This is a genomic window from Sphingomonas degradans (assembly GCF_053502645.1).
Genome location: NZ_CP177172.1, coordinates 3,974,770 through 3,998,752, shown reverse-complemented (window position 1 = coordinate 3,998,752; position 23,983 = coordinate 3,974,770). Strand labels below are relative to the sequence as shown.

The following is a 23,983-nucleotide window of genomic DNA, read 5'->3' as shown; positions in this document are numbered from 1 at the left end:
GTCATGCGCCGAGCAGGCTCTGGCCGCAGACGCGGACGATCTGGCCGTTGATCCCGCCGCTGGCCGGATCGGCGAGCCAGGCGATCGTCTCCGCCACATCCTCGGGCCGGCCGCCCTGGCCCATCGCGTTCATCCGCCGCCCCGCCTCGCGGATCATGAAGGGGATGGCGGCGGTCATCTGCGTCTCGATAAAGCCCGGCGCGACGGCGTTGGCCGTGATGCCCAGCGACGCCACGTCGCGCGCCAGCCGCTCGATCCAGCCGATCACGCCCGCCTTGGACAGCGCATAGTTGGTCTGGCCCATATTGCCCGCGATCCCGCTGAGCGAGGAGACTGCGACGATGCGCCCGCCGGGACGGATCTGGTTCGCCGCGAGCAGCGCCGCCGTGGTCCGCATCGGTGCCGCGAGGTTGACGGCCATGACGGCATTCCAGCGCGCGGCGTCCATCCGCGCGATCGTCTTGTCGCGGGTAATGCCGGCATTGTGGACCACCACGTCATAGCCGCCGCGCCCGGCGGCATCCTCGGCAATGCGTGCGGGGGCGTCGTCTGCGGTGATGTCGAGCGCCAGCGCGCTGCCGCCCAGCCGCGCGGCCTGTTCGCGCAGTGCGGGCTCGGCGCCGGGGACGTCGAGCCCGACGACGTGCGCGCCCTGCGCGGCGAAGCTGGCGGCGATGGCGGCGCCGATGCCCCGCGATGCGCCGGTCACGAGCACGACGCGCTGGCGGGACGCCTCTGCCGCGGGCGCAGCGCCGATGCGCACCACCTGGCCCGAGACATAGGCCGACCGGCCCGAGAGAAAGAACGCCAAGCTGCTCGCCAGCGCGGGCGGGGCCGCCAGCGGGACATAGAGGAGCTGCACGGCGATCGCACGACGCGCTTCCTTGCCGAGCGAGCGCGTCAGCCCCTCGAGCCCGCGCCAGATCGCGGCGGACTCCGCATCGGGCGCGTCTGCCGGATCGGTCGCGAACACGAGGATGCGGCCATTGGCGGAGACGGCGCGGATATGCGCGTGGAGCAGCCGGTACAACGCATCGGTGTCTGCAACGGTGCGGCAGCCCGTCGCGTCGATCAGCAGCGCGTCGAAGGTCGCGCCCGCGCCTGCTGCCACGCTCGCAATGCCAAGCCCGCGCAGTTCGGCGGCAAGCTGTGGCAGCAGCCGGCCGTTGCCGCCATCGGCGAGCAGCGTGGTTTGCGCGATGCGCCGGGGATCGCGGTCGATCGGCACCGGCTGGGGCATGCCCAGCGCGCCGGTCAGCCAATGGCCGAGCCCGGAATTGGCGAAGGCGAGATACCGGTCGCTCATTCGGCGGCCTCCGCTACCGACGCGCGGGGTGCCTCTGCCGCGCGGCGCTGCAAGCCTTCGGCCAGCCCGAAATCGGGGGCGAAGTCGTCCACCTGCACCGCCAGGTCGGCATGATGCGCGAACCGCTCGATCACCGCGCGGTCGGTCGGGCCGATCAGCCCCTGCGCTTCGGCATCCGCTGCCCATGCGGCGAGTTGGCGGTAATTCTGGGGCAGGCGCGCGATCCGGCCGCTGCGGATCGCGTCGCGCAGCCGCCGCTCGATCGCTGCCACGGCGGGGTAGCATTCGAACGCGACCTGCGTGGCGGCAATGGCGTCGACCTCCATGCGCGGCGTCCAGCTTCCGGCGAGCAACCGGTCGCGTGCCGGGCCGTGGGTCTGGACCAGCTGCGCCACGGCAGCGCTCACGCGGTCGTCCGGGCCAGCAAAGCTGCCGCCGAACGGCCGCACCAGCACCCGCAGTACCAGCGCGGCGGCGCGGCTGGGGTGGTTGTCGATCACTGCGCGCAGCGCCGCGTCTGCCCGCGTCAGCGCATCGCGCGCCGCCCAGTGGACGAAGGGCAGGTCGGCCGCCGGCCGGCCATCATCCTCGAACCGCTTGAGGATCGCGGAGAGGATGAACAGTTGCGACAGAATATCGCCCAGTCGCCCGGTCACGGTCTCGCGCCGCTTCAGCGTGCCGCCCAGCGTCGCCATCGACACGTCGGTCGCAAGCGCGAGCGCAGTCGAAAGCCGGGTCGCGGCGCGATAATATCCCGCCATTTCGGGCGCGGCCCCGCGCGGGCGCCCGAGCAGCAGCCGCGCCGGCGTGGCAAAGGCCAGTGCCCGCGCCGCATTGCGCAGCAGGAAGCCGAAATAGCCGAACAGCGCGCGATCGAATGTCGCGAGCCCGTCGCGGCCCGGCGCCTCGGCCGAACGCATCAGCGTGAGGATATAGGGATGGCAGCGGATCGCGCCCTGGCCAAAGATGATCAGCGTGCGCGTCATGATGTTCGCGCCTTCGACCGTGATCGCGATCGGTATCTGCTGATAGGCGCGGGCAAGGAAGTTGCCCGGCCCCATGCACACGCCCTTGCCGCCGATCAGGTCCATGCCGTCGTTGACGATGATGCGCGCGCGTTCGGTGACGTGATATTTGACGATCGCCGACACGACCGACGGCTTTTCCCCCAGGTCGAGCCCGGCGGCGGCGAGCCCGCGCGCGGCGTCGATCGCGTAGAGGTGGCCCGCCATGCGCGCCAGCGGTTCGTGCGCCCCCTCGAACGCGCCGATCGGCACGTTGAACTGGCGCCGGATCGCCGCATAGGCACTGACATTGCCGGTCGCGAGCTTGGCCATGCCCACATTGGACGAGGGCAGCGAAATCGCGCGCCCGGCCGCCAGGCACTCCATCAGCATCCGCCAGCCATTGCCGATCTGGTCGCGCCCGCCGATCACCATGTCGATCGGCACGAACACGTCGGTGCCGGAGGTCGGGCCGTTCTGGAACACGGCGTTGAGCGGCCAGTGGCGCCGGCCGATCTCCACGCCGGGATGGTCGCGCGGGATCAGCGCGCAGGTGATCCCCAGATCGTCCGCGCCGCCGAGCAATCCCTCGGGATCGCGCACGCGAAAGGCCAGGCCGAGCACCGTCGCGATCGGCGCCAGCGTGATGTAGCGCTTGTTCCACGTCACCCGGAAGCCCAGCGTCTCGCGCCCCTGCCACACTTCGCGGCATACAATGCCGGTGTCGGTCAGCGATGCGGCGTCCGAGCCCGCATAGGGGCTGGTGAGCGCGAAGCACGGAATTTCGGCGCCGCGCGCCAGCCGTGGGAGATAATGGTCCTTCTGCGCATCGGTGCCATAATGGAGGAGCAGTTCGGCGGGGCCGAGCGAGTTGGGGACCATCACCGATACGGCGGCCGCCGAACAGCGCGTCGACAGCTTCTGGATCACCTGGCTGTGCGCATAGGCGGAGAAGCCGAGGCCACCGTAGCGCTTGGGGATGATCATCCCCAGGAATCCCTTGTCCCGGGCATAGGCCCAGGCGGCGGGGGGCAGGTCCTGCCACACGGCGGTGCTGTCCCAGTCGCTTGCGAGGTCGCACAGCTGCTCGGTCTCGACGTCGAGGAAGCGCTGTTCCTCGGCGGTCAGCGCGGGCGCGGGCGTCGCCAGCAGGCTCTGCCAATCGGGGCGCCCGCCAAAGAGCTGCGCGTCCCACCAGATCGTGCCGGCGTCGATCGCCGCCTGCTCGGTCGCGCTCATCCGGGGCATCACCCGGCGGAACAGCGTGCGCAGCGGCGCGGTCACCACCCGGCGACGCAGCGGGCGCAGCGCCAGCAGGGCTACCGGCAGCCACAGCGCCGCGAGCACCGCAAGCCCGGTATCGCCCACCAGCCCGAATGCCCGCCCCGTCGCGATCCAGAAGGCCAGTGCCCCTGCCCAGGCCCAGAGCGGCGGCTGCACCAGCAACAGCGCAAAGGCGGGGAGGAGGGCCGCGATCCACAATGCCATGACCATGATGTCCGCTCCAATAATATTGACATCAATGTCAATATATAAGGGGTCGCTGTCAAGCGCCTTTAGCGTGCGCTGCGCAGGCCTTTGGTTTCAAAGATGTTTTGGGATGGGGCGGGGCCGGCGGTGGCGAGGAGGACCGATGGTACGGGTCGACTCCGCGCGGGGCGGCGGTGCCCCAAGGGTGCCGGGCGCACCATCGGCGCGCCCGGCGGGTAGATCAGTAGGTCAGCGTGGGCGACAGCCGCACCTGGCCGTTGACCCGGCACGGCGAACCGCCGGCGGGATTCGACGGAATCGGCGCGTTGACGAAGGTGAGGATTCCGGTCGACTGGTTGTAGGTACCCGAGAGGTTGCCGAAGCAATTGCCGGTGATCGCCGTCACGGTGACGTTGTTGATCGTGACGGTGGTCCCGCTGGCGGTCACCGCATAGGGCGTCGAGGTGAAGGTCACCGAAGTGCAAAGCGGCCCGCTGAGTGCGATGCCCGTGACGCTGGCGGCGCCGCCCGACGTCACGTTGCCGCTGCCACTCAGGCCACAGCTGAGCGTGATCCCCTTGCTGACGCTGATCGCGCCGACATTGGTGATCGTGAACGAACCGGCCGGCGAGAAGGTCTGCGCCGAGGCTTGCGGAACCAGGAACACGGCGGATGCGGCGAGTGCTCCGGCCGACAAGATCTTCTTGATCATATTTCCTCTCCTTGCTTTTTCGGGCATTGCGTTGCCCATTGCGGAGGCGAGAATTTCTCCCCCCGCTCATCAGACGCAGGGGCGGGGCAGCCGGGGGGATCGCGGCGCGCCGACACGTCCAAAGCGGAGGGGATACATCATCCGGACCCTATATCCTTCGGACCATCGGGCCGTCCGCGCGGCATGAGCGAGGCGCGGACCAAGCGGCGCAAGCGCAGCGCGGGCGAGGCGCGCGACGAAGGGCTCGCCGCTGCGCGCACGCTGTTGCTGGCACAGGGGCCGGGCGCGGTCACGCTTGCCAATGTCGGCCGCGCTACGGGCATGTCGCACAGCAACGTCATCCACCATTTCGGTTCGGCGTCGGGGCTTCAGGCCGCGCTGATGGAGGCGATGATCCGCGACCTCGACGGGGCGCTGGGCGATGCGGTGGGCAGCCTGGGAGTCGATGCCGAGGCGCCGGCCCTGCTGGTCGGCCGCGTCTTCGATGCGTTCGACCATGGCGGCGCGGCGCAGCTGGCGGCGTGGCTGGTGCTTGCGCAGGAGCCGGGGCATCTGGAATCGCTGGGCGGCGCGGTGCGCGATCTGGTCGATGCGGTCCGCGCGCGCGTTACCCCCGGTGAGGGCAGCGACCAGCGTATCCGCGCGGGCGTGCTGCTGATCGCGGTGTGCGCCTTTGGCGACGCGCTGATCGGGCCGCCGCTGCGCAGGATGCTGGGCCAGGAGGATGCGGCGATGCGCACGCTGCTGGCGCAATTGCTGCCCGCGCTGATCGCGCCGCCGCGCTGAGCATTTAGCGCGCGCGGCGCCAGGTCTGGGTGCGGCACAGGAACATCGCGATGCAACCCTTTACCGCCAGCGTATCGGCGTCGGTGAGCGTCAACGTGCCCGAGCCCGCCAGATTGCCCGTTTCGGGATCGTAGAGCGGCCCGCCCTTCCACCGCTTCGGCCCCCCGGAAAATCCGTCGAGCACGCGAAGCCCCTTCACCTTGCGGGTGCGCAGCGCGGGATCGGGATTATGGACGTCGCGCTGGTCGGGATTGGCGCGCAGCGGCGCTCCGTCGAGCACGCGCCCGCACAGCGCAGCGCCGCAGCGATGGATTTCCACCATCCCGTCCTTGCGCTCGGTCCGCCATTTGCCGAGCAGCGCCGAGTCTGCACCCGATTGGGCCGCGGTGGATATGGGGAGCGCCACCAGCAGCGCGGCGGCGGCGATCATGGGCCCGCGCAGCGCGCCGGGCAGGGGTGTGGAAAGCAATGGTCACTCCCTGGCGTTGGGTCGTGCCCGGGCATGCGCGCCCGATCCCGGTGTGCGGGGATCGGGCGCGCGCCCCCGGAGTTCAGAAGCGCTTGGACAGGCGGAAGCCGATGATGCGCGGCTCCAGCGTGAACACGTTCGTGGTCAGGCCCGTATCGTCCGAATTGGTGAACGCATCGGTGATCGGGGCATCGTCGAACAGGTTCTTCACATAGAGCTGCGCGGTCATGTTCCACATCGAATTCTCGATCGTCAGCGCCATGTTGACGTTGTTCCACCCGTGCAGCCGGTCATAGGCGGTGTTGTACACGCGGGCGAAGCTGGGCCCCTGGCGATAATAATCGCCGCGCAGCGTCACTTTCCAGGCGTCGGCGAACACCGTGTATTCGGCGCCGACATTCACGGTCACGCGCGGCGAATTGGGCAGTTCGTTGCCGCTGAGATCGGCATAGAAACCACGCCCGCCATTGGGGGCGCCGCTGCGCGGATCGGTGCTGCCCAGCGTCCCCAGCGGGTTGAGATTGGGATTATAGGGCAGCAGCGGATCATAGGTGAAGCCCATCAGCGCGTAATAGGGGATCTGCCCTTCGGGCAGGCCGGGTTCGTAGTCGCCGAGCCGGTTCGACGCGCTGCACAGCGCCGCGAGCGCATAGGTGCCCAGCCCGCCATCGGGCCCCATCGATAGCGGCGAGGCGAGGATCGTCTCCACTGCAGCGCGCGGCGCGATGCAGTTCGACGGCACCTGGATCCACGGGCGCACCACCACCCAATCGGCATTGCCCTGGGTCCGGTTCATGATGTCGATCGAACGTTCGCCCTTGTTGATGCGGGTGCGTAGATAGCCGGCATTGGCGTTGAGCCGGAAGTTACGCGACGGCCGCCACCAGGTTTCCAGCTCCAGACCCATGCTCTTTGCGTCGAAATTCTCGTTGAGCGAGATGCGGTCGACGATCTGCGAGACCTGGTAATTGGTATAGTCGTAATAGAAGCCGGTCAGGTTGAGCCCGCCCTTGCCATTGCCCAGCACGTTCTTGGTGCCGATCTCGAACGCATTGACATATTCCGGCTCGAACGTCTGGGCGAGCGGCTGGTAGCGCACGATCTCGGGATCGAAATCGACGCGCGGCGGGTTTGCGCCGCCGCCCTTATAGCCGTGCGAGAACGAGGCATAGACCATGGTGTCGTCGGTGAACGAGAGGTGCGGCTTCCAGTCGAGCACGGCGCGGCCGCTGAAACGCCCCCATTTCTGGACGATGTCCGGTTGCGCGGGATAGCCAATCGCGGTCTTGCCGCCGGTCGAGCCGCTCAGTACCGGGCCGATACCCAGCAACAACTGGCTTGGATAGGGCGTGCTCGTCTTCGAATCATTAGTGTAGCGCAGTCCCGCCGTAAGCTTCAGCGAATCCGTAAACTTGTAATAGGTTTCGCCGAAAAGTGCCCAACTCTCTGTTTTGACGACATTTTTGCTGCGGAAATAATTGTGACCTTCGCCATTGATGTTAGCCAACGTGTTCGGATCAATATAAACGCAATCTGAAGCGCTATCGGTGGTTCCGGTTGGTTGGCATTTGCGGGTGGCAATAGTATAAGTTGCCTTGTCGAAGTCGAAGTTGAAATCTTGATTGTAAAAATATTGAGATATCAGCGTGAAGAAGTTGCTGAATACGTAGTAATCATCTTCAGATTTGAATTTTAGATAATTTGCCCCCAGGCTGATGTTCAGCGGCCCGTCCCAAGAGGATTGCAGCCGCAGCTCCTGAGTCCATTGTTCGTTGCGCGACTGGCTGAGGTCGACCGACAGGAACCGGTTCGACGGGCCGAGCTGGGGGTCGGTGAAGATGCCACCCGGGGTCAGATTTGGCGCAATTACCTCGAAGCCAAACGTAGAGGTCAGTCCCGGCTGGGTGGAATTGCCGAAGATCGGGTTCGACGCGAAGCGGTTATAATCCTGTGACGAATAATAACGGTCGCGCGCGTACGCGCTTTGCGAGATCAGCCGCAGTCCGTCGGCGACGCCGAAATCGAGATTGAGCTGGTAGAAATCGTTGCGGGCGCGGAAGATCGGATCATAGCTTGTCGAGATTTCGCGCAGGTCTCGCGACTGGCTTAGCCCTTTATAAGGGTCCGTTTGTAGTGGAACGGCCCTGACAAAAGTGCCGTCCGGCAATTCGCCGATCCCAATCGAACTGGCGAGGAACACTTGCGGCAGGCTCTCGGCGTTCGGCATGCCGAACGCGGCATCGTCGTACAGCGATGCCGGGCGGCAGCCCTGGCTCAGCCGCGCGCGCAATGCGTCGGGCACCGGGGTGCTGCCGATCTGGGTGGGGCCGTCGTCGCGCGTGCACAGCTGCTTGCCGCTGCGCGAGCGATTGTCGTCTTCGTTGAAATGCTGCCACACCACGCTTGCGGTGAAGTCGCTGCTGGGCTTCCACGACGCCGACACGCGCGTCGACCACAGGTCGCGCCCGTTCACATGGGTGTCGTTGAAGCTGTTATATTCGAACCCGTCGCGCTTGGTATAGGCGCCGGCGGCACGCACCGCGAGCGTGCTGGAAAGGGGCAGGTTGACCATCCCGCTGGCCCGGCGCGTATCGTAATTGCCCGCCTCGAGCGACAGCGCGCCTTCCAGCTTGTCGGTCGGCAATATGGGCAGCACGTTGACCACGCCGGCGGTCGCGTTGCGGCCATAGAGCGTGCCCTGCGGCCCGCGCAGCACCTCGACACGCTCGACATCGAAGAATTCCTGCTCGAACAGGCGGTTGCGGATCAGCGGCGTGTTGTTGAAGCTGACCGCGACGGCCGGATCGGAGCTGGCCGACACCGCCTTGGTCCCGACCCCGCGGATCGAGAAGTTGTAGCCCGAGAAATTGCTCTTGGAGAACGTCACGTTGGGGATGGCGCGCAGCAATTCGCCGCCGGTCTCGATCTTCTGGCTGTCGAGCGCGGCGGCGGAAAAGGCGCTGACCGCGATCGGCACGTCCTGCACCGACTCGCGCATCTTCTGCGCCGTCACGACGATGATGTTGGGGTCGACCGCCTCGGGCGGCGTCTGTTGCGCAAGTGCGGTCTGGTCGGTCTGGGGGGCCGCGTCGCTGGTCGGGCCGGTCACCACCACATAGACTTCGCCGCGCCGCCGATAGGAAAGCCCGCTTCCGCGCAGCAGCGCGGTCAACGCCATCTCGACATCGCTGGTCGCGACATAGCGCGGCGCGAGCTTGCCCCGGGTCAGCGCGGCATCGGCCATGATCGAGACCCCGCTCTGCAGCGCCAGGTCGCGCAGCGCGCCGGCCATCGACTGCGCTTCGATGCGGAAGGCGACCACATTGGGCGCGGCCTTTGCCGGTGCCGCCGCTGCCATCGATAATGTTGCCGTTCCGATCAGCAGCAGACAACGCGTTACCGGCACCCATTTGCGCATGTTTTTCCCCTCCATTTTGAACGTTTCGCCCGCCGTTTCGGCGTGACTCGTCCTTCTCTGGAAAACCAAGACGCCGGCGGGGGCCGAACCGGGGGGATAGTCAAAAAAATAAATCGTGCGGCTGACGAACAATGTGTTCGCATATGCGGCGATGCCCCTCACGGTGCACTGCAACAATGAACGATTAGCGTCCATTTTCGAGCTAAGGGTATCGATATTGACAAGTAATTGAACGGCGTGCCTCTCTGGTTTCGAGGGATGGGCATGCTGAGGCTGGATCGAATCTGCCGACAGTACGACGCGCCAACTCGAACGCTCACGGTGCTCGACTCCGTGACGCTTTCGGTGGAGCGCGGAGAGTTCTGCGCGATTGTCGGGCCGTCGGGCTCGGGCAAGAGCACGCTGCTCAACATCATCGGGCTGCTCGACGTGCCGACCAGCGGCCGGCTGGAAATCGGCGGGGAGGCGATCCGCTCGTGGACGCCGCACGCCACCGCGCTGCTCCGCAACCGGCTGATCGGGTTCGTCTTCCAGTCGTTCCAGCTGCTGCCTCGGCTCACCGCGTGGCAGAATGTCGCGCTGCCGCTGCAATATCGCGGCGTCGCGCGGCGGGATCGGCGCGCGGTGGCCGAGGCGATGCTGGCGCGGGTCGGGCTGGCGGCGTGGAGCGAGCACATGCCCAACCAGCTGTCGGGCGGCCAGTGCCAGCGCGTGGCGATCGCGCGCGCGCTGGTCGGCACGCCGCGCCTGCTGCTGGCGGACGAGCCCACCGGCAGCCTCGACACCGCGACCTCGCGCGAAGTAATGGGCTTGCTGCGTGCGCTGAACGCGGAGCTCGACGTCACCGTGCTGATGGTCACGCACGACCAGGAAGTCGCCGCCAGCTGTCCCCGCCAGATCGCGCTGCGCGACGGGCGCGTCGTCGAGCGATCAGAGGCGCAGGCCGCATGACCATCGGCGCGCCGCCCCTGCCACTGCTCGAGTCGCACCTGCCCGACACGCTGGCAGAGGCATGGACCAACCTGCGCGCGCAGGGGCGGCGCTCCGCGCTGGCGCTGCTCGGCATATTGATCGGCACCGCGTCGATCATCGCGATGCTCAACAGCGGGCACATGGCGCAGCGCGAATCGCTCAAGCTGTTCGCCAAGCTGGGCGTCGACATGCTGCAGGTCCAGGCGACGCCGGCGGGCGACGCGCCGGTCGCGCTGTCGCAGGCGGCGATCGACGCGCTGCCGGTGTCCGACCCCGATGTGGTGGAAGTGATCGCGCTCGCCACCGGGCGGGCGATGGCGCGCGCGGGCGGGACATCGGCGGACCTCGCGGTCTTCGCGCCCCCACCGGCGCTGGCGCCGCTGGCCGGGCTGGCCGCCGCGCGCGGCCGGCTGTTCGTCCCGGCGGAGAATTGCGCGCTGTCGGTGGTGCTGGGGGCGGAGGCGGCTGTCGCGCTGTCGGGCCCGGCAGCGGCAGTCGGGCCGGGCAGCACGGTGCTGCTGGGCGGCTATGGCTTCACCGTGGTCGGCGTGCTTGCGCCGGTCCGGCCCGAGACGCTCGACCCGGTCCAGTACAACATGGCGGCGATGATTCCCCCCCGCTGCGCGCGCCGCGTGATCGCGGGCGGCGGACCCAATACGCTGCTGGTTCGGCTGCGGCCCGGCGCGGACAGCAAGGCGGCGGGCGCGCGGATCAGCGCCCGGCTGGCGCCGCGCGACGGCACGCTGACCGTGCTCGACGCCCAATCGATCCTGGCGACGATGCAGGCGCAAAAGGCCGTGCACAGCCGGATGCTGATCGCGATCGGGGCGGTCTCGCTGCTGGTCGGCGGGATCGGCGTGATGAACGTGATGCTGATGACGGTGATGGAGCGCCAGCGCGAGATTGGGCTGCGCGCGGCGACGGGGGCCTCGCCGGGCGCGCTGCGGATGCTGTTCCTGACCGAGGCCGTGCTGCTCAGCATGGCGGGCGGGGTCGCCGGATCGCTGCTGGGGGCGGGGATCAGCTATGCCATCGCGCGCGGATCGGGATGGGATTTCGACCTGGCGCCATGGACGCTCGCGCTTGGCCCCGCCGTGGCCGGGGGCATGGGGCTGGTGTTCGGCCTGTATCCCGCGATCACGGCGGCGCGGCTCAATCCGATCGATGCGCTGCGTGCGGATTGAGCGGACATGCGCGCCGCTGGCGGCGGCCTTGCTGATGCTGGCGGCTCCGGCGGCTGCGCAGCGCGTGTCGCCGGTCGCGCCGGTGCCCGCGCCGTCGAGCATCGGGCCGTTGCAAGTGTCGGCGCCGATCGCGCTCAGCCTGGTCGAGGCCGTGGCGATCGGCCTGCGCGACAATCGCACGGTGCGATCGGCGTTTCTGGAGCGCGTGGCGCAACGCTTCAGCCTGGACGCCGCCGAGCGGCGCTTCGCCCCGCGGCTCAACATTGTCGCGGACCTGTACCGGGCGGACAATGACGGGCGGGTCACGACCCAGGCGGATGTGAGCGGCACCGCCAGCTGGCTGCTCCCCACGGGCGCGCAGCTCGGCTTCGTATGGGACCGGCGCCAGCGGCTGGACCGGCGCGAGGACGGCGATACCGCGAGCCTGGTGCTGACCCAGCCGCTGCTGCGCGGGGGGGGGATCGCCGTCAATCGCGCGCCCCTGCGCATCGCCCGGCTGCGCGATGCGACCAACCGGCTGATGCTGCGCAACACGCTGGCCGAGACGATCAGCGCCATCGTCTTTGCCTATCGCGCGCTCCAGCGGGCACAGGCGCAGGTGACGCTGGCCGAGATGGCGCTGGCCCGCACCGGCGAACTGATCGCCACCAACCGCGCAATGATCGAGGCGGGGCGGATGGCGGCGGCTGACATCGTCCAGACCGAAGCCGATCAGGCGAACCAGCAGGGCGCGGTCTATGACGCGCGGCAACAGCGCGTCTCGGCCCAGCTGCGGCTGCTCGAGCTGCTCGCGATCGATCCCGGCACCAATGTCACCGCCGCCGATCCGATCGCGGCGGAGCATGTCCCCATCGACCTCGGCTCCGCGATTGCGCTCGCGCGCGAGAACCGGATGGACATCCGGGCCCAGCGCTATGCCGTCGAACAGGCGCGCGAATCGCTGCGGATCGCGCGCAACCAGCGGCTGTGGGACGTGTCGGCGGTGGTGGCGGCCACCCGCACCGGCGGGCGCGATGCCCAGATCGGCGCGCTGCAGCCGCGCACCGACAATCGCGTCGGATTGCAGCTTTCGATTCCGATCGGCGATCCGGGACCCCGGCTGGCAGTAATCGAGGCCGATACCGGACTGCGCACCGCCGAACTGCGGCTGGAGGCGCTCGACCAGAGCGTGGAGACGCAGGTGCGAGACGCCGTGCAGCGCGTCGAGGCGGCGTGGCTCCAGCTGGAGTCGGCGGAGCGGTACAAGACGCTGGCGAAGCGCGCGGTCGACATCGAACGCGACAAGCTGGAGGCCGGGCGATCGAGCAATTTCCAGCTGTTGTCGCTCCAGGACGCGCTGCGCACTGCCGAGATCCAGTCGCTCAACGCGACGATCGGCTATCTCGATGCGCTGGTATCGTTCGACCTCCAGATCGGCGCGACACTCGAGAGCTGGAAAATCGACTGGAGCGACGAATGAGCCGGATTCCGCGACGCATCTGGATCGGGCTGGTCGCGCTGGTGGCGCTGGCCGGGTCGGTATGGGTGCTATGGCCGGAAAAGGGCGGGGCCGAGGGGCCGGCGGCGGGAACCGAGCAGCGCCTGGTCGTGGCGTACCAGCCCTTTGTCGCGACATTGGTCTTTGCCGGTCGGATCGCGCCGGGCGATGCCGTCGGCATCACCGCGCCGTTCGACGGGGCGGTGCGCACGCTGTCCTTTGCTTTCGGCAATCGCGTGGCGGCGGGGGACACGCTGCTGGTGCTCGACACCGAAGAAGCGGCGGAGGCGCGCAATGTCGCCGAGGCGGGCGTGCTCAAGTCCGCAGGGCCGGCGCGCGACCTGGCGAACTGGGCGAGCGGGCCGGAAGTCGCGGCGGCGCGCCGCCGGCTGCGCCTCGCCGAACTGGAGCTGGCGCGGTACGAACGCGAGGCGGCGGAAAGCCGGCGGCTGTTCGACAAGGGGCTGATCGCGCGCAACGAATATGCCGGCGCCGAGCAGCAGCTGACCGCGCAGCGCATGGCGACCGCCGCCGCGCGCGACGAACTGGCCGATACGCTGTCACGGGGAGACGCCGTCGCCGTGCGGGCCGCACAACTCGAACTGAACGTCGCACAGGCCCGCCTGCGCCATGCCGAGGAGGAGATGCGCGCGGCAATCTTGCGCGCGCCGGTGTCGGGGGTGATGGTGCGTCCCGCGACGGTGGGAACGCTGGCCGGCGCCGCGCCGATCTATGCCGGCGGGCGGGTGTCGCGCGGGCAGTTGATCGGGCTGATCGCGCGCGATGGCGGGCTGTCCGCCAGCTTCGAGATCGACGAGGCGGATGTGAACGCGCTGGCGGTGGGCCAGGCCGTGACGGTCACCGGCCCCGGCTTTCCCGGGCTGGCGCTGTCCGGCCGGGTGGCGTCGATCGCCGCCGATACGGCGGAGGCGGGTACGGCGGGCAAGACTCGATTCGTCGCGACGGCGACCCTCGACGCCCCGCCCGCCGGGCAGGCCGGGCGGGTCCGCGTCGGCATGACGGCGGCAGTCGCGGTCGTTACCGGGCAGAAGCCGCGCGCGATCGTCCTGCCCCCGCTTGCGGTAGAGGGCAGCGCGCCGGCGACGACGGTGCGCGTCCGCGTCGGCACGGCGACTGAGCAGCGCGCGGTGCAGGTGGGGCAGGCAACGCCCGCCGGAATCGAGATTATTTCGGGCCTGACCCCCGGCGAGACCGTGGTCTGGAACGCGCCGCCGCCGCCGGCCCAGCCGGGGTCGCAGTGAAATGATATTCGCGCACTCCCCCCGATCGTCGCGCGGATGCGTCCCTGGCTGGAAGGGGGGCCGCAGTTTCGCGGCGCCCGGTGCCGTAGGGGAACGATGCGCACGATGTGGGCGAGACGGGTGCCAGGGGGAGCGGATGCCGCGATGAGCGACGCCTCGCGCCTGCAATCCGATCTGACGCTGTGGGTCAGCCGCCACGGCCCGGCGCTGCGCAGTTATTTCCTGCGGCGCGTCAACGAATCCGAAGCCGACGACCTGATCCAGGAAGTGTTCCTGCGCCTGCACGCCATGCGCCGCGACACGCCGATCGAAAATGTCGATCGCTTCATCTTCAAGGTCGCGCGCAACATCCTGATCTCGCGCCACCGCTATCTGAAGGCGCGCCATGCCTCGGCGCATACCCCCTTGACGGGGGCGAACGATCCGGTCGATGCGATTTCGCCCGAGCGGATCGCGATCGGCGTCGACGAATATGAACGGGCGGTGCGCGCGATACTGGAGCTTCCGCCACGGGCGCGCGCCGCGTTCCAGCTCCATCGGTTCGAGAAAATGACGTATCAGGAAATCGCCGAACGGATGGGAATATCGCGGGAATCGGTCAAGGAACTGATCCACCGGGCGCTGGTCCGGCTCGCCGAGCGACTGGACCGCGACGCATGATCGGCCGTCTCCGCATGCGATCCGACCGGGCGGTCCGCGAACGCGCCGCGCAGCGCTTCCTGGCGTGGCGCGCCCAGGACGCCGTGCTCGACCCGGTACGCCCCAGCGACGCCGATGCCGCCGCGACCGAGGAAATGCGCCGGGTATGGGCGCTGACCGGTGCCGTCGCCGACGACCCCCGGCTGCGCGACGCGCTGCGCAGCGACCTTGCCCGCTTCGCGCCCGAGCGGCGCGCCCGGCGCCCCCGCGCGCTGGCCGCGGCGATCGCACTGATGCTCGCGGTGCCCGGCGCCGGGCTGGTCGCATGGCATGCGCTCGCCCCCGAGCCGGAGGCCGTGGCGGCCAGCGGGCACCATTTCTTCACCGGCGTCGGCCAGCGCACGCGGATCGTGCTCGCCGACACGTCGAGCGTGTCGATCGACACCGACAGCGCGCTGCTGATCCAGATGGACGAGCATCGGCGTTCCGTGACCCTCCAGCGCGGTCGCGCCTTTTTCAAGGTGGCGAAGGACCGGACCCGCCCCTTTGTGGTGACCGCGGGGAACAAGCAGGTGCGCGCCGTCGGCACGGCATTCGAAGTGCGGATCGACCGGAACCGCGTCGTCGTGACCGTAGTGGAAGGCGTGGTCGAAGTGACCGAGCGCGGGCCGCGCCGCCCGGTAGAGCACGAGGCGTCGATCGAGGCCGGCACGCAACTCGTCGCGCATGACGACAATGCCTGGGACATCGGCCAGATCGATCCGAAACAGGCGACCAGCTGGCTGACCGGGCGGCTGTCGTTCATGGGCGAGCCGCTGGCCGATGCCGTCGAGCAGATGAACGGCTATTCGCGGCGAAAGCTGGTGTTCCGGGGCAATCACATCCCCGACGAGCGGATCGTCGGCGTGTTCCGATCGGGCGATACCGAGGCGCTGGCACAGGCGATCGAGCTCAACGGATTCGGGCGGATCGTCGCCTCCACGCCCGAGCAGATCGAGATCGAGGTCCGCGAATAGCGTGGCCGGGGCGCGCGGTCATTTATAGTACTTATGGACTTGCCGATGGCAGGCGCGCCGTTACACCGGGCGCGAATGACCTATCCTGACCTAGACGGCGATCACTCCGGGCCCCAGCTTGGCCGAAACCTCACATACGGCATGCTCGACTGCCTGGGGCGTGCGATCGTCACCGGCCAGTATGAAAGCCAGGCCTTTCCGACCGAGGCCGAACTGGCCAAGCAGCATGGCGTCAGCCGTTCGGTGACGCGCGAGGCCGTCAAGATGCTCACCGCGAAGGGGCTGCTCAGCGCCCGCCCGCGCCAGGGCACGCTGGTCCAGCCCGCATCGTCGTGGAACCTGTTCGATGCGGACGTGCTGAACTGGCTGCTCGAGCGCAAATTCTCGGTGCAGTTGCTCACCCATTTCAACGAATTGCGCGTGGCGATCGAGCCCGAGGCGGCGGCGCTCGCGGCCAGCATCCGCGATCCGGCCGACCTTGCCGGCATCGCCGCGGGGCTGGCGCGGATGCAGGCCGCCGACGCCGGCAATGACGACCCGCTGGAGGCCGACATCGCCTTTCACGTCGCGGTGCTCCGCGCGTCGAAGAACCCGTTCTTCGCGCAGTTCCGCGATGTCGTCGGCACGGCGCTGCGCACTTCGATCCGCTTCACCAATCGGATCAAGGGGCGCACCGCGAGCCTGGCGGACCATGCCGCCGTGCGCGACGCGATCGCCGCGGGCGACGCCGATGCCGCGCGCACTGCGATGCGGGCGCTGATCGGCGACGTGCTAGCGCTGATCGGGCATGGCGATGCGGGCAACGCCGCCGGCCCCGAGGCCGGCGCGCGCGCTTAATTCATCTTGATCGGCAGGATCGCACCGTCGGCGCGATAGTCGAACGGCTGCACCGCGATGCAGCGCTCGTCGCTATAGGGACCATCGCCTTTGCGGTCTTCCCACCGGTGATAGGCGATGTACCATTTCCCGTCCTTGGGGTCCTCGAAGAAGCTGTGGTGGCCGGGGCCCTTGTACTTCTTGTCGCTCTGGAGGATCGGGCCGCCATAGCGCCACGGACCGACGGGCGAGAGCGCGACGGCGTAATGGACCTGGTAGTTGGAATAGTTCCACTGCCCCGCGCTGTACGACAGATAGTACACGCCCTTGCGATAGTGCATGAACGCGCCCTCGGTGAAGTTGGGCGGGGTATCGATCGGTACTTCATGATCGATCGTAACCCTATCGGGCTTGAGCACCCAGGCGCGCAGCTTCTTCCCCGCGCTGCCGCCCGCATAGAGATAGGGCGTGCCCGTCTTGGGATCGACGAACACGGCGGGGTCGATCGCCTCGAACCCGTTTCCGCCGGTGACCAGCGGCGCGCCGCTGTCCTTGCAGCCGCCGCCGGGCGTGTCGCACACCGCGACGCCGATCCGGCTGGGCGTCGGGTTCTGCGGGCCGACCGAGTAGTAGAAATAATATTTCCCGTTGGCGGCGGTCATCGCGGGTGCCCACAGGAAGTGGACCCGCGCCCGATCATCGTCGATCCAGCGCACGTCCTTCTGGGTGAGGAGCGGCTGGGCGCCCCGCGTCCAGGTCTTGAGGTCGCTCGATTCCCACGCGAACATCTTGTCGCCGCGCCCGATATCGGTGGGATAGATCCAGTATTTCCCTTCCGCCGCGATCGCTTCGGGGTCCGCGCTCGAAAAGGCCGACGCGACCGGCTGGGCCTGCGCCGCCAGCGGGAGCCCCGCCAGCAGCGCCGCTGCGAAAACCAGGCGCTTCATCACTGCACCGCCGGGACGACGCCCTTGGGGGCGGCGGCGAGACGCTGGATCAGGTCGGTTTCGGCCTGGCGATAGGGGGTGCCGTCGCCACGGAATACTTCGTGGAACCAGATCGTCGGCTCTTCGAAGGTATAGGGCTTCTTCCAGCTGTCCCAGGGCAGGCGGGTCTGCGTCTTCCCGTCGACAAAGCCCCAGTTCATCATGCCGATCCCCAGCCGCTTGGCGATCGGCAGCGAACCGTCGAAGGTCGATCCGTTACCGCGCGCCATATATTCGGTGCAGAACACCGGGCGGCCATAGCTCAGCATCTGGCGTGCGCGCTTCTCGAAGGTTTCCGGCCAGGAATAATCGTGGAAGGTCAGCACGTCGGACTGGGTGAGCTGGACCTTTTCGATGGCATCGACGCGGGTCATGTCGTCCCAGTTGTCGCCGATCCACACGCCCGAGGTGAGCGGCTGGCTGGGGTTCGCGCTGCGGGCCCAGGCGAAGACGCGGGGCAGGAGCAGGCCGACATATTTGTTCTTGTCGACGGTTGCCGGGTAATTGCCGCCGCCGCCGTTGTTCGGCTCGTTCCACACGTCCCAGCCCAGGATGCGCTGGTCGTTCGCGAAGCTGCCGACCACGTCCTTCACATAGGCTTCGAGCTTGTCATACTGGCCGGCATCCTTCAGCCGGGCGCTGCCCGGCCCCTGGACCCAGCCCGAATTGTGCACGCCCGGGATCGGCGGATGCTGCGGCCCCGCCTTGGGATCGGGGTCCCAGCAGCTGTCGAACAGGACGAACAGCGGCTTGATCTTGTGCCGGGCGGCGATCGCGAGGAACTGGTCCATGCGCTTCTTCAGGCCCTTGGGATCGTTTTCCCACAACAGGTTGTGCACGAACACGCGCATCGTGTTCATGCCGATGCCCTCGGCCCAGCCCAGTTCCTTGTCGATCGTCGCCGGATCGAAGGTCTCGGGCTGCCACATTTCGAGCTGGTTGATCGCTGTGGCCGGGGTGTAGTTGGCCCCGATCAGCCAGGGCTGGCGGGCGTACCAGTCATTTGCCTGTGCCTTGGTCCACTGGTCGCGCGCCTGGGCGGGCGCGGCGGCGGCGGTGAGCGCCAGTGCGGTGGCGGCGAGCAGGAATGTGCGGCGGATCATGCGGTTCTCTCCCATGGTGCTCAGCGCTTCTTGGGCGCTGCGGTCTGCCCCGTGCTGAGGCGATAGGTCATCGTGTTGCGATAGGTCTGGCCGGGCGCCAGCCGCGCGTCGGGATAGCCCTTCTGGTTGGGCGAATCGGGGAAGATCTGGGGCTCCATGACGATCGCGTCGCCTTCGCGATAGATCCGGCCGGCCTTGCCGCTGGTGGTGCCGTCCAGGAAGTTGCCCGAATAGAATTGCAGCCCCGGCTGGTTCGACCAGAGTTCGAAACCGCGCCCGGAAACCGGGTCATGCACCTTGGCCATCAGGTGCTGCTGCGACGTGACGGCCTTGCCGATCACCCAATTATGGTCATAGCCGCGCCCCCACACGATCTGCTGGTCGCGGGCATCGCGGACGCGATCGCCAACGGCGCGCGGCGTGCGGAAATCGAACACCGTGCCGGCCACGGGCCGCGCCGCGCCCAGCGGGATCGCGCCCTCGTCGGTGGGCAGATAGCTTTGTGCCGGGATCGTGACGACATGCCCCATCGCACCATTGGCCGATCCTTCGCCCGACAGGTTCCAATAGGCGTGGTTGGTGATGTTGACGATCGTCGCCCGGTCGGTGGTGGCGACATAGTCGATCGTCAGATTGTCGCGTTCGTCGAGCGCATAGGTGGCCTCCACCGTCATCGTGCCGGGATAGCCCTGGTCGCCATCGGGGCTGACATAGCGCAGCGTCACCGATGCCACCGGGCCGCTGCGGGTCGATACGACGTCCCACAGCACCTTGTCGAACCCGGTCGTGCCGCCGTGGAGCGCGTTCTTGCCGTTGTTTATCGGGGTCTGATAGCCCTGGCCATCGACGCGGAAGCGGCCTGCGGCGAGGCGATTGGCGAAGCGGCCGACCGTGGCGCCGAAATATTGCGGCTTGGCGAGATAGTCGCCGAGCGTGGCATAGCCCAGCGCGACGTCCGCCTTGCGCCCCAGGCGATCGGGCATCACCAGCGACTGGAGGCTCGCGCCATAGGCGATGACTGTGGCCGAGATGCCATGCCGGTTGGACAGCGTGACCGAGGGGACGGGGCGGCCATCGGGCAGCGTCCCGAATTTCGCCGTGCGCGCTTCACCGGCGCTGGCGGGGGCGGCCATCAGCGTCAGGCAAAGCCCGGCCAGCGGCACTAGCGTTCTCGACAACATCCTCTTTCCTCCTTTTTGTCTTTTTTCACGTCGTGGGGCCGGGGAGGGCTTCCCCGGTCCGGGGCATCAATGGCTGTCGCGCGGCAATCCCCTGGTCTGGGCGATGCGCTGGTATTTGACGGCGCTTTCCAGCACCGCCCCGCCCTCGAACTGGCCCACCAGGTCGCGGTGGATTTCCTGCCACGGGGTCTGCGATTCGGGCACATAGTCGACCGCGAGTGCGGCGCGGCGGCGGGCAAGCTCGGCATCGTCGACCAGCATGTCGGCGCGCCGGTTGGCGAGATCGATCCGGATGCGGTCGCCGGTGCGCACCAGCGCAAGCCCGCCGCCCACCGCCGCTTCGGGCGCGGCGTTGAGGATCGACGGCGAGCCGCTGGTGCCCGACTGGCGACCGTCGCCGATACAGGGCAGCGCGTGGATACCGGCGCGGATCAGCGCGGCGGAGGGGCGCATGTTGACCACTTCGGCCCCGCCCGGATAGCCGACGGGCCCCGCCCCGCGCATGATGAGGATCGAGTTGGCGTCGGCGCCGAGCGCGGGGTCGTCGATGCGGCGATGGTAATCCTCGGGCCCGTCGAACACGATCGCCACGCCTTCGAACGCTTCGGGATCGTCGGGATTGCGCAGATAGCGGGTGCGGAATTCCTCCGAGATCACACTCAGCTTCATCACGGCATTGTCGAACAGATTGCCCGACAGCACCGACAGCCCGGCCTTTTCCATCATCGGCGCGTCGAGCGGGAGGATCACGTCGGGGTCTTCGCTCACTGCCGTGCCGACATTCTCGGCCACGGTCCGGCCATTGGCGGTCAGCGCGCTGCCGTCGATCAGCCCGGCGCGCAGCAACTGGCCCATCACCGCCGGCACGCCGCCGGCGCGGTAATAATCCTCGCCCAGATATTTGCCGGCGGGCTGGAGGTTGACCACCAGCGGAATGTCCGCGCCATGGCCTTCCCAGTCGGCCAGATCGAGCGCGACGCCGATATGGCGGGCGATGGCATTCAGATGGATCGGCGCATTGGTCGATCCGCCGATCGCCGAATTGACGCGGATCGCATTGAGAAAGGCCGTGCGGGTCAGGATGTCGCTGGGCTTGCGATCGGCGCGCACCATCTCGACGATCTGGACGCCGGTGCGATAGGCGCATTCCTGGCGATCGCGATAGGGCGCGGGGATCGCCGCCGATCCGGGCAGCGACATGCCCAGCGCCTCGGTCAGCGAGTTCATCGTCGTCGCGGTGCCCATCGTGTTGCAGAAGCCGGTCGACGGCGCCGACGAGGCGACCAGTTCGATGAACCCCTTGTAATCGATCTCGCCCGCCGCGAGCATTTCGCGCGCTTTCCACACGATGGTGCCCGAACCGGTCCGTTCGCCCTTGTGCCAGCCGTTGAGCATCGGGCCGACCGACAGCGCGATGGCGGGAATGTTGACCGTGGCCGCCGCCATCAGGCACGCCGGCGTGGTCTTGTCGCACCCGATCGTCAGGACGACGCCGTCGATCGGATAGCCGTAGAGCGTCTCGACCAGGCTGAGATAGGCGAGGTTGCGATCGAGCCCCGCCGTGGGGCGCTTGCCGGTTTCCTGGATCGGATGGGTCGGAAATTCGATGGCGATTCCGCCCGCGTCGCGGATCCCTTCACGCGTGCGTTTGGCGAGTTCGATATGGTGGCGGTTGCACGGCACCAGATCGCTGCCGGTCTGGGCGATGCCGATGATCGGCCGACCGGACTGGATCTCTTCCAGGCTGATCCCATAGTTCAGATACCGCTCGACATAGAGCGCGGTCATGTCCGGGTTTTCCGGATTGTCGAACCAGGCGCGCGAACGCAGCGGCACGGGGTTCGAATCGGTCTTCTCTCGCATGCATCCTCCGGTGGCCCTGCGTGGTGCCGGTGCGCCCCGGCTTGCTACAGGTCCCGCGTCCGAATAGAAAGCATATATATCGTATAAAAGGAAGGGCGGAGCGGACGTCGCGGCGGATCAGGCTGGGATTGGTGGGCGTGGGCAAGATCGCACGCGACCAGCATCTGCCCGGCGCTCGGGGCCGACGGGCGCTTCGACGTTGTCGCCACCGCCAGCCGCCATGGGCAGGTAGAGGGCGTGCCGGGGCACGGCGATATGATGCGATGCTCGCCGGGGGGCGGGGGGGCATGCGCTCGGCGCGGTCTCGCTCTGCACGCCGCCCGGTGGCCGCTATGACCAGGCGCGCGCCGCGATTCATCGCTCACTCCGCTTCCCTGACCCTCCTCCATAACTGGAATTTTCCAGCTCAAAACGGCCCAAGAAACGGGCAGCACGTCACTTCACACGGCCCGCATTCCCTGTGGATTGCCGGTGATCCGCTCCGCCGCTCAGTCAAGCTCCCGCGCGATTGGATACTCCAGGAGATGCGGGTGCCCGGGGCCCGCGTGCGCATGCAGCCAGGCGAGCCGCGCGTCCGGATCGCGCGCGAAATCCGGTTCCGCCTGAAGCTTCGCCTCGAACGCGGCCTTTACCGTGGGTTGGGTCGCCAGCAGCCGCTCGCCCAGCGCGGCGAGGGCGAAGGCATCGGTGCTTGGCACGGGCGCCAGCATCTCGGGGAAGAAACCCCAGGCGAGGAACGAGTCCTGGCTCTCCGGCTCGAGCAGCGCCGCCGCCAATAGCCCCAGCGGCTGATCGGCAGGCACGCGGATACTGCCCGCTGGCATCACCTGCTCGGCCACGCCGTGGACGAAGCCGGCGGTGATCGGCACGCGCCCTTCCTTGGGCTGGGCCAGCTTGGCATCGACCAAGCGTACCTGATCGAGCCGCAGCGCGCGGGGCGCATCGATCGTCTCGAGGGCGATGCCGTGGACGCGGAGGCGATCGATCACCTCGGTCTGTTCGGGCGGAATCCACCACGCCTTGGGCAGGCGGACGGTTTCGGTCGGGCGCTGGCCGATGATCGGCATGCGGAAGGTGATCGGCGTGCCGGTCCAGCGCTGTTCCGGGCGCCCCGAGGCGGGCGAGGGCACCATGTCGAACGCCACGCCCTTGAACTGCTCGATCCAGCCGATCGGCTGTTCGGCGGGCGTCCAGCGGGTGAGCAGTTCCGCCGGGCGGCTGGCGCGATCCTGCGCCTTGGCCTCCGCGATCCGCGCGGCGTCGGTCCCGGCGATCCGCAGCGCGGCCTCCAGCAGCACATAGGTGCCGAGCACGCGCTGCCGATAGGGCTTCAGCATATGGTTCTCGACCAGCACTGTCGGCATGCCGATGAAGTCGCCATAGCCGGTCGAGTAGCGCGGCCCTTCGGGGCTGTAGCGGATGCCCTTGGCGGGCTCGCGCGTGTCGATCGGGCTGGGGTAGATAATCGGCGTATGGCCCGCGCGGGTCAGCGCCTGCATCGCGGCGGGGCCGAAGCGCTGCTCCAGCCAGTCGGCGGTGGCGCGGTGACGGGCATAGCGGCCCCAGCCGGCATAGGTGAAGGTGATATCATACTGCATGTCGAAGCCTTCGCTGACATGGCAGTCGATATAGAGGATGGGGTCGAGCTGCCGGATCAGGGCGATCATCGCCCGCGTCTCGGGCGCGTCCGCCTTGGCATAATCGCGGTTCAGGTTGATGTTGCGGGCGTTGGCGTCGCGACCCTTTTCGGCAGGACCGCGCAGATGGACGTAGTTCCACGGGCTCCTCTGCTCGTGCCCGTCGATATTGTAGATCGGCACGAAGACCAGATCGACCTTGTCGAGCAGGTCCGCCTTGCCGCGCAGCGCGATGTCGCGCAGCAGCATCAGCCCGGCGTCCTTGCCGTCGATCTCGCCCGAATGGATGCCGCCCTGGACCAGCACCACCGGCTTGGGTGCGTCGCCCTTGCTGGCCCGCACATACAGCATCTCGCGGCCCTGTCCGGTGCGGCCGAAGCTGTGCAGCGCGATCAGGTCGGACGCCGCGTCGAGCCGCTCCAGCCATGCCCGCACCTCGGCATAGCGCGGCGTCGTCTTGAAGTTCCCAGCCTCCGCCGGGGTGATCCAGGGATCGCCGGGCCGGGCAACCAGCGCCTCGCTCTTCCCCGACCAGGGCAGCGCCGGCGGCAGGTTCAGCACGTCCTGGGCGGACACAGGGGTAGCGCTCGCGCAGAGCAAGGCGGCGGCGAGCATTGCCGCCCGGCGGGGTCCGTCAGCGTTCATCGTCATATCACTCACATCAGGTGGGGCGCACGGGCCA

At 68.2% G+C, this 23,983-nt stretch carries 18 protein-coding genes; 8 read left to right on the top strand and 10 right to left on the bottom strand.

Annotated elements, in window-relative coordinates; all coding sequences use genetic code 11:
- Position 1: 1 nt before the first annotated feature.
- From ACG3SL_RS18415 to ACG3SL_RS18405, 3 genes are all read right to left on the bottom strand, one after another.
- Positions 2-1,306: a 3-oxoacyl-ACP reductase gene (locus ACG3SL_RS18415; RefSeq protein WP_448662618.1), complete on the bottom strand. Its 1,305-nt coding sequence runs from the start codon at positions 1,304-1,306 to the stop codon at positions 2-4.
- Positions 1,303-3,804, bottom strand: a complete 2,502-nt coding sequence (locus ACG3SL_RS18410) for an acyl-CoA dehydrogenase (protein ID WP_448662617.1) — start codon at positions 3,802-3,804, stop codon at positions 1,303-1,305. Before ACG3SL_RS18410 ends, ACG3SL_RS18415 begins: the two co-directional genes overlap by 4 nt.
- A gap of 217 nt (positions 3,805-4,021) precedes the next feature.
- A complete protein-coding gene (locus ACG3SL_RS18405; RefSeq protein WP_448662616.1) occupies positions 4,022-4,492 on the bottom strand; it encodes a hypothetical protein in 471 nt (156 codons plus the stop codon).
- A gap of 183 nt (positions 4,493-4,675) precedes the next feature.
- Here ACG3SL_RS18405 and ACG3SL_RS18400 point away from each other — a divergent pair, with 183 nt between their 5' ends.
- On the top strand, positions 4,676-5,278 hold the full coding sequence (locus ACG3SL_RS18400; protein ID WP_448662615.1) for a TetR/AcrR family transcriptional regulator: 603 nt from the start codon (positions 4,676-4,678) through the stop codon (positions 5,276-5,278).
- Positions 5,279-5,282: 4 nt separating this feature from the next.
- On the opposite strand, the gene ACG3SL_RS18395 is transcribed toward ACG3SL_RS18400, so the two are convergent.
- Positions 5,283-5,747 carry a DUF2147 domain-containing protein gene (locus ACG3SL_RS18395; protein ID WP_448662614.1) on the bottom strand — a complete coding sequence of 155 codons (465 nt, stop codon included), beginning with the start codon at positions 5,745-5,747 and terminating at the stop codon, positions 5,283-5,285.
- 82 nt (positions 5,748-5,829) lie between these two features.
- On the bottom strand, positions 5,830-9,165 hold the full coding sequence (locus ACG3SL_RS18390; protein ID WP_448662613.1) for a TonB-dependent receptor domain-containing protein: 3,336 nt from the start codon (positions 9,163-9,165) through the stop codon (positions 5,830-5,832).
- Between the two features lie 321 nt (positions 9,166-9,486).
- Here ACG3SL_RS18390 and ACG3SL_RS18385 point away from each other — a divergent pair, with 321 nt between their 5' ends.
- The 7 genes from ACG3SL_RS18385 to ACG3SL_RS18355 all read left to right on the top strand — a co-directional run bounded on the left by ACG3SL_RS18385 (position 9,487) and on the right by ACG3SL_RS18355 (position 16,552).
- A complete protein-coding gene (locus ACG3SL_RS18385) occupies positions 9,487-10,116 on the top strand; it encodes an ABC transporter ATP-binding protein (protein ID WP_448662612.1) in 630 nt (209 codons plus the stop codon).
- On the top strand, positions 10,113-11,321 hold the full coding sequence (locus tag ACG3SL_RS18380) for an ABC transporter permease (RefSeq protein WP_448662611.1): 1,209 nt from the start codon (positions 10,113-10,115) through the stop codon (positions 11,319-11,321). Before ACG3SL_RS18385 ends, ACG3SL_RS18380 begins: the two co-directional genes overlap by 4 nt.
- Positions 11,311-12,780, top strand: coding sequence for a TolC family protein (locus tag ACG3SL_RS18375; RefSeq protein WP_448662610.1), 1,470 nt, complete (start codon positions 11,311-11,313; stop codon positions 12,778-12,780). Before ACG3SL_RS18380 ends, ACG3SL_RS18375 begins: the two co-directional genes overlap by 11 nt.
- Complete coding sequence (locus ACG3SL_RS18370; protein WP_448662609.1) at positions 12,777-14,060, top strand: efflux RND transporter periplasmic adaptor subunit; 1,284 nt, start codon at positions 12,777-12,779, stop codon at positions 14,058-14,060. Before ACG3SL_RS18375 ends, ACG3SL_RS18370 begins: the two co-directional genes overlap by 4 nt.
- Before the next feature lie 144 nt (positions 14,061-14,204).
- Positions 14,205-14,720, top strand: coding sequence for an RNA polymerase sigma factor (locus ACG3SL_RS18365; RefSeq protein ID WP_448662608.1), 516 nt, complete (start codon positions 14,205-14,207; stop codon positions 14,718-14,720).
- Positions 14,717-15,715, top strand: a complete 999-nt coding sequence (locus ACG3SL_RS18360; protein ID WP_448662607.1) for a FecR family protein — start codon at positions 14,717-14,719, stop codon at positions 15,713-15,715. Before ACG3SL_RS18365 ends, ACG3SL_RS18360 begins: the two co-directional genes overlap by 4 nt.
- 75 nt (positions 15,716-15,790) lie before the next feature.
- Positions 15,791-16,552: a FadR/GntR family transcriptional regulator gene (locus ACG3SL_RS18355; protein WP_448662606.1), complete on the top strand. Its 762-nt coding sequence runs from the start codon at positions 15,791-15,793 to the stop codon at positions 16,550-16,552.
- Here ACG3SL_RS18355 and ACG3SL_RS18350 read toward each other — a convergent pair.
- The 5 genes from ACG3SL_RS18350 to ACG3SL_RS18330 form a co-directional block, all read right to left on the bottom strand.
- On the bottom strand, positions 16,549-17,478 hold the full coding sequence (locus tag ACG3SL_RS18350; RefSeq protein WP_448662605.1) for a family 43 glycosylhydrolase: 930 nt from the start codon (positions 17,476-17,478) through the stop codon (positions 16,549-16,551). The two genes, ACG3SL_RS18355 and ACG3SL_RS18350, sit on opposite strands and share 4 nt — an antisense overlap.
- Positions 17,478-18,620, bottom strand: coding sequence for a cellulase family glycosylhydrolase (locus ACG3SL_RS18345; protein WP_448662604.1), 1,143 nt, complete (start codon positions 18,618-18,620; stop codon positions 17,478-17,480). The genes ACG3SL_RS18350 and ACG3SL_RS18345 overlap by 1 nt, the downstream gene beginning before the upstream one ends.
- A 20-nt stretch (positions 18,621-18,640) precedes the next feature.
- On the bottom strand, positions 18,641-19,801 hold the full coding sequence (locus tag ACG3SL_RS18340) for an aldose epimerase family protein (protein ID WP_448662603.1): 1,161 nt from the start codon (positions 19,799-19,801) through the stop codon (positions 18,641-18,643).
- A gap of 66 nt (positions 19,802-19,867) precedes the next feature.
- A complete protein-coding gene (locus tag ACG3SL_RS18335) occupies positions 19,868-21,664 on the bottom strand; it encodes an IlvD/Edd family dehydratase (protein ID WP_448662602.1) in 1,797 nt (598 codons plus the stop codon).
- A 488-nt stretch (positions 21,665-22,152) separates the two neighbouring features.
- Positions 22,153-23,946, bottom strand: coding sequence for a M14 family metallopeptidase (locus ACG3SL_RS18330; protein ID WP_448662601.1), 1,794 nt, complete (start codon positions 23,944-23,946; stop codon positions 22,153-22,155).
- Positions 23,947-23,983 lie beyond the last annotated feature (37 nt).

Coding starts and splice junctions, on each gene's coding strand:
- ACG3SL_RS18415 (WP_448662618.1), bottom strand. CDS start 1,306: ATGAGCGACCGGTATCTCGCCTTCGCCAATTCCGGGCTCGGCCATTGG.
- ACG3SL_RS18410 (WP_448662617.1), bottom strand. CDS start 3,804: ATGGTCATGGCATTGTGGATCGCGGCCCTCCTCCCCGCCTTTGCGCTG.
- ACG3SL_RS18405 (WP_448662616.1), bottom strand. CDS start 4,492: ATGATCAAGAAGATCTTGTCGGCCGGAGCACTCGCCGCATCCGCCGTG.
- ACG3SL_RS18400 (WP_448662615.1), top strand. CDS start 4,676: ATGAGCGAGGCGCGGACCAAGCGGCGCAAGCGCAGCGCGGGCGAGGCG.
- ACG3SL_RS18390 (WP_448662613.1), bottom strand. CDS start 9,165: ATGCGCAAATGGGTGCCGGTAACGCGTTGTCTGCTGCTGATCGGAACG.
- ACG3SL_RS18380 (WP_448662611.1), top strand. CDS start 10,113: ATGACCATCGGCGCGCCGCCCCTGCCACTGCTCGAGTCGCACCTGCCC.
- ACG3SL_RS18370 (WP_448662609.1), top strand. CDS start 12,777: ATGAGCCGGATTCCGCGACGCATCTGGATCGGGCTGGTCGCGCTGGTG.
- ACG3SL_RS18365 (WP_448662608.1), top strand. CDS start 14,205: ATGAGCGACGCCTCGCGCCTGCAATCCGATCTGACGCTGTGGGTCAGC.
- ACG3SL_RS18360 (WP_448662607.1), top strand. CDS start 14,717: ATGATCGGCCGTCTCCGCATGCGATCCGACCGGGCGGTCCGCGAACGC.
- ACG3SL_RS18355 (WP_448662606.1), top strand. CDS start 15,791: ATGACCTATCCTGACCTAGACGGCGATCACTCCGGGCCCCAGCTTGGC.
- ACG3SL_RS18350 (WP_448662605.1), bottom strand. CDS start 17,478: ATGAAGCGCCTGGTTTTCGCAGCGGCGCTGCTGGCGGGGCTCCCGCTG.
- ACG3SL_RS18345 (WP_448662604.1), bottom strand. CDS start 18,620: ATGATCCGCCGCACATTCCTGCTCGCCGCCACCGCACTGGCGCTCACC.
- ACG3SL_RS18340 (WP_448662603.1), bottom strand. CDS start 19,801: ATGTTGTCGAGAACGCTAGTGCCGCTGGCCGGGCTTTGCCTGACGCTG.
- ACG3SL_RS18335 (WP_448662602.1), bottom strand. CDS start 21,664: ATGCGAGAGAAGACCGATTCGAACCCCGTGCCGCTGCGTTCGCGCGCC.
- ACG3SL_RS18330 (WP_448662601.1), bottom strand. CDS start 23,946: ATGAACGCTGACGGACCCCGCCGGGCGGCAATGCTCGCCGCCGCCTTG.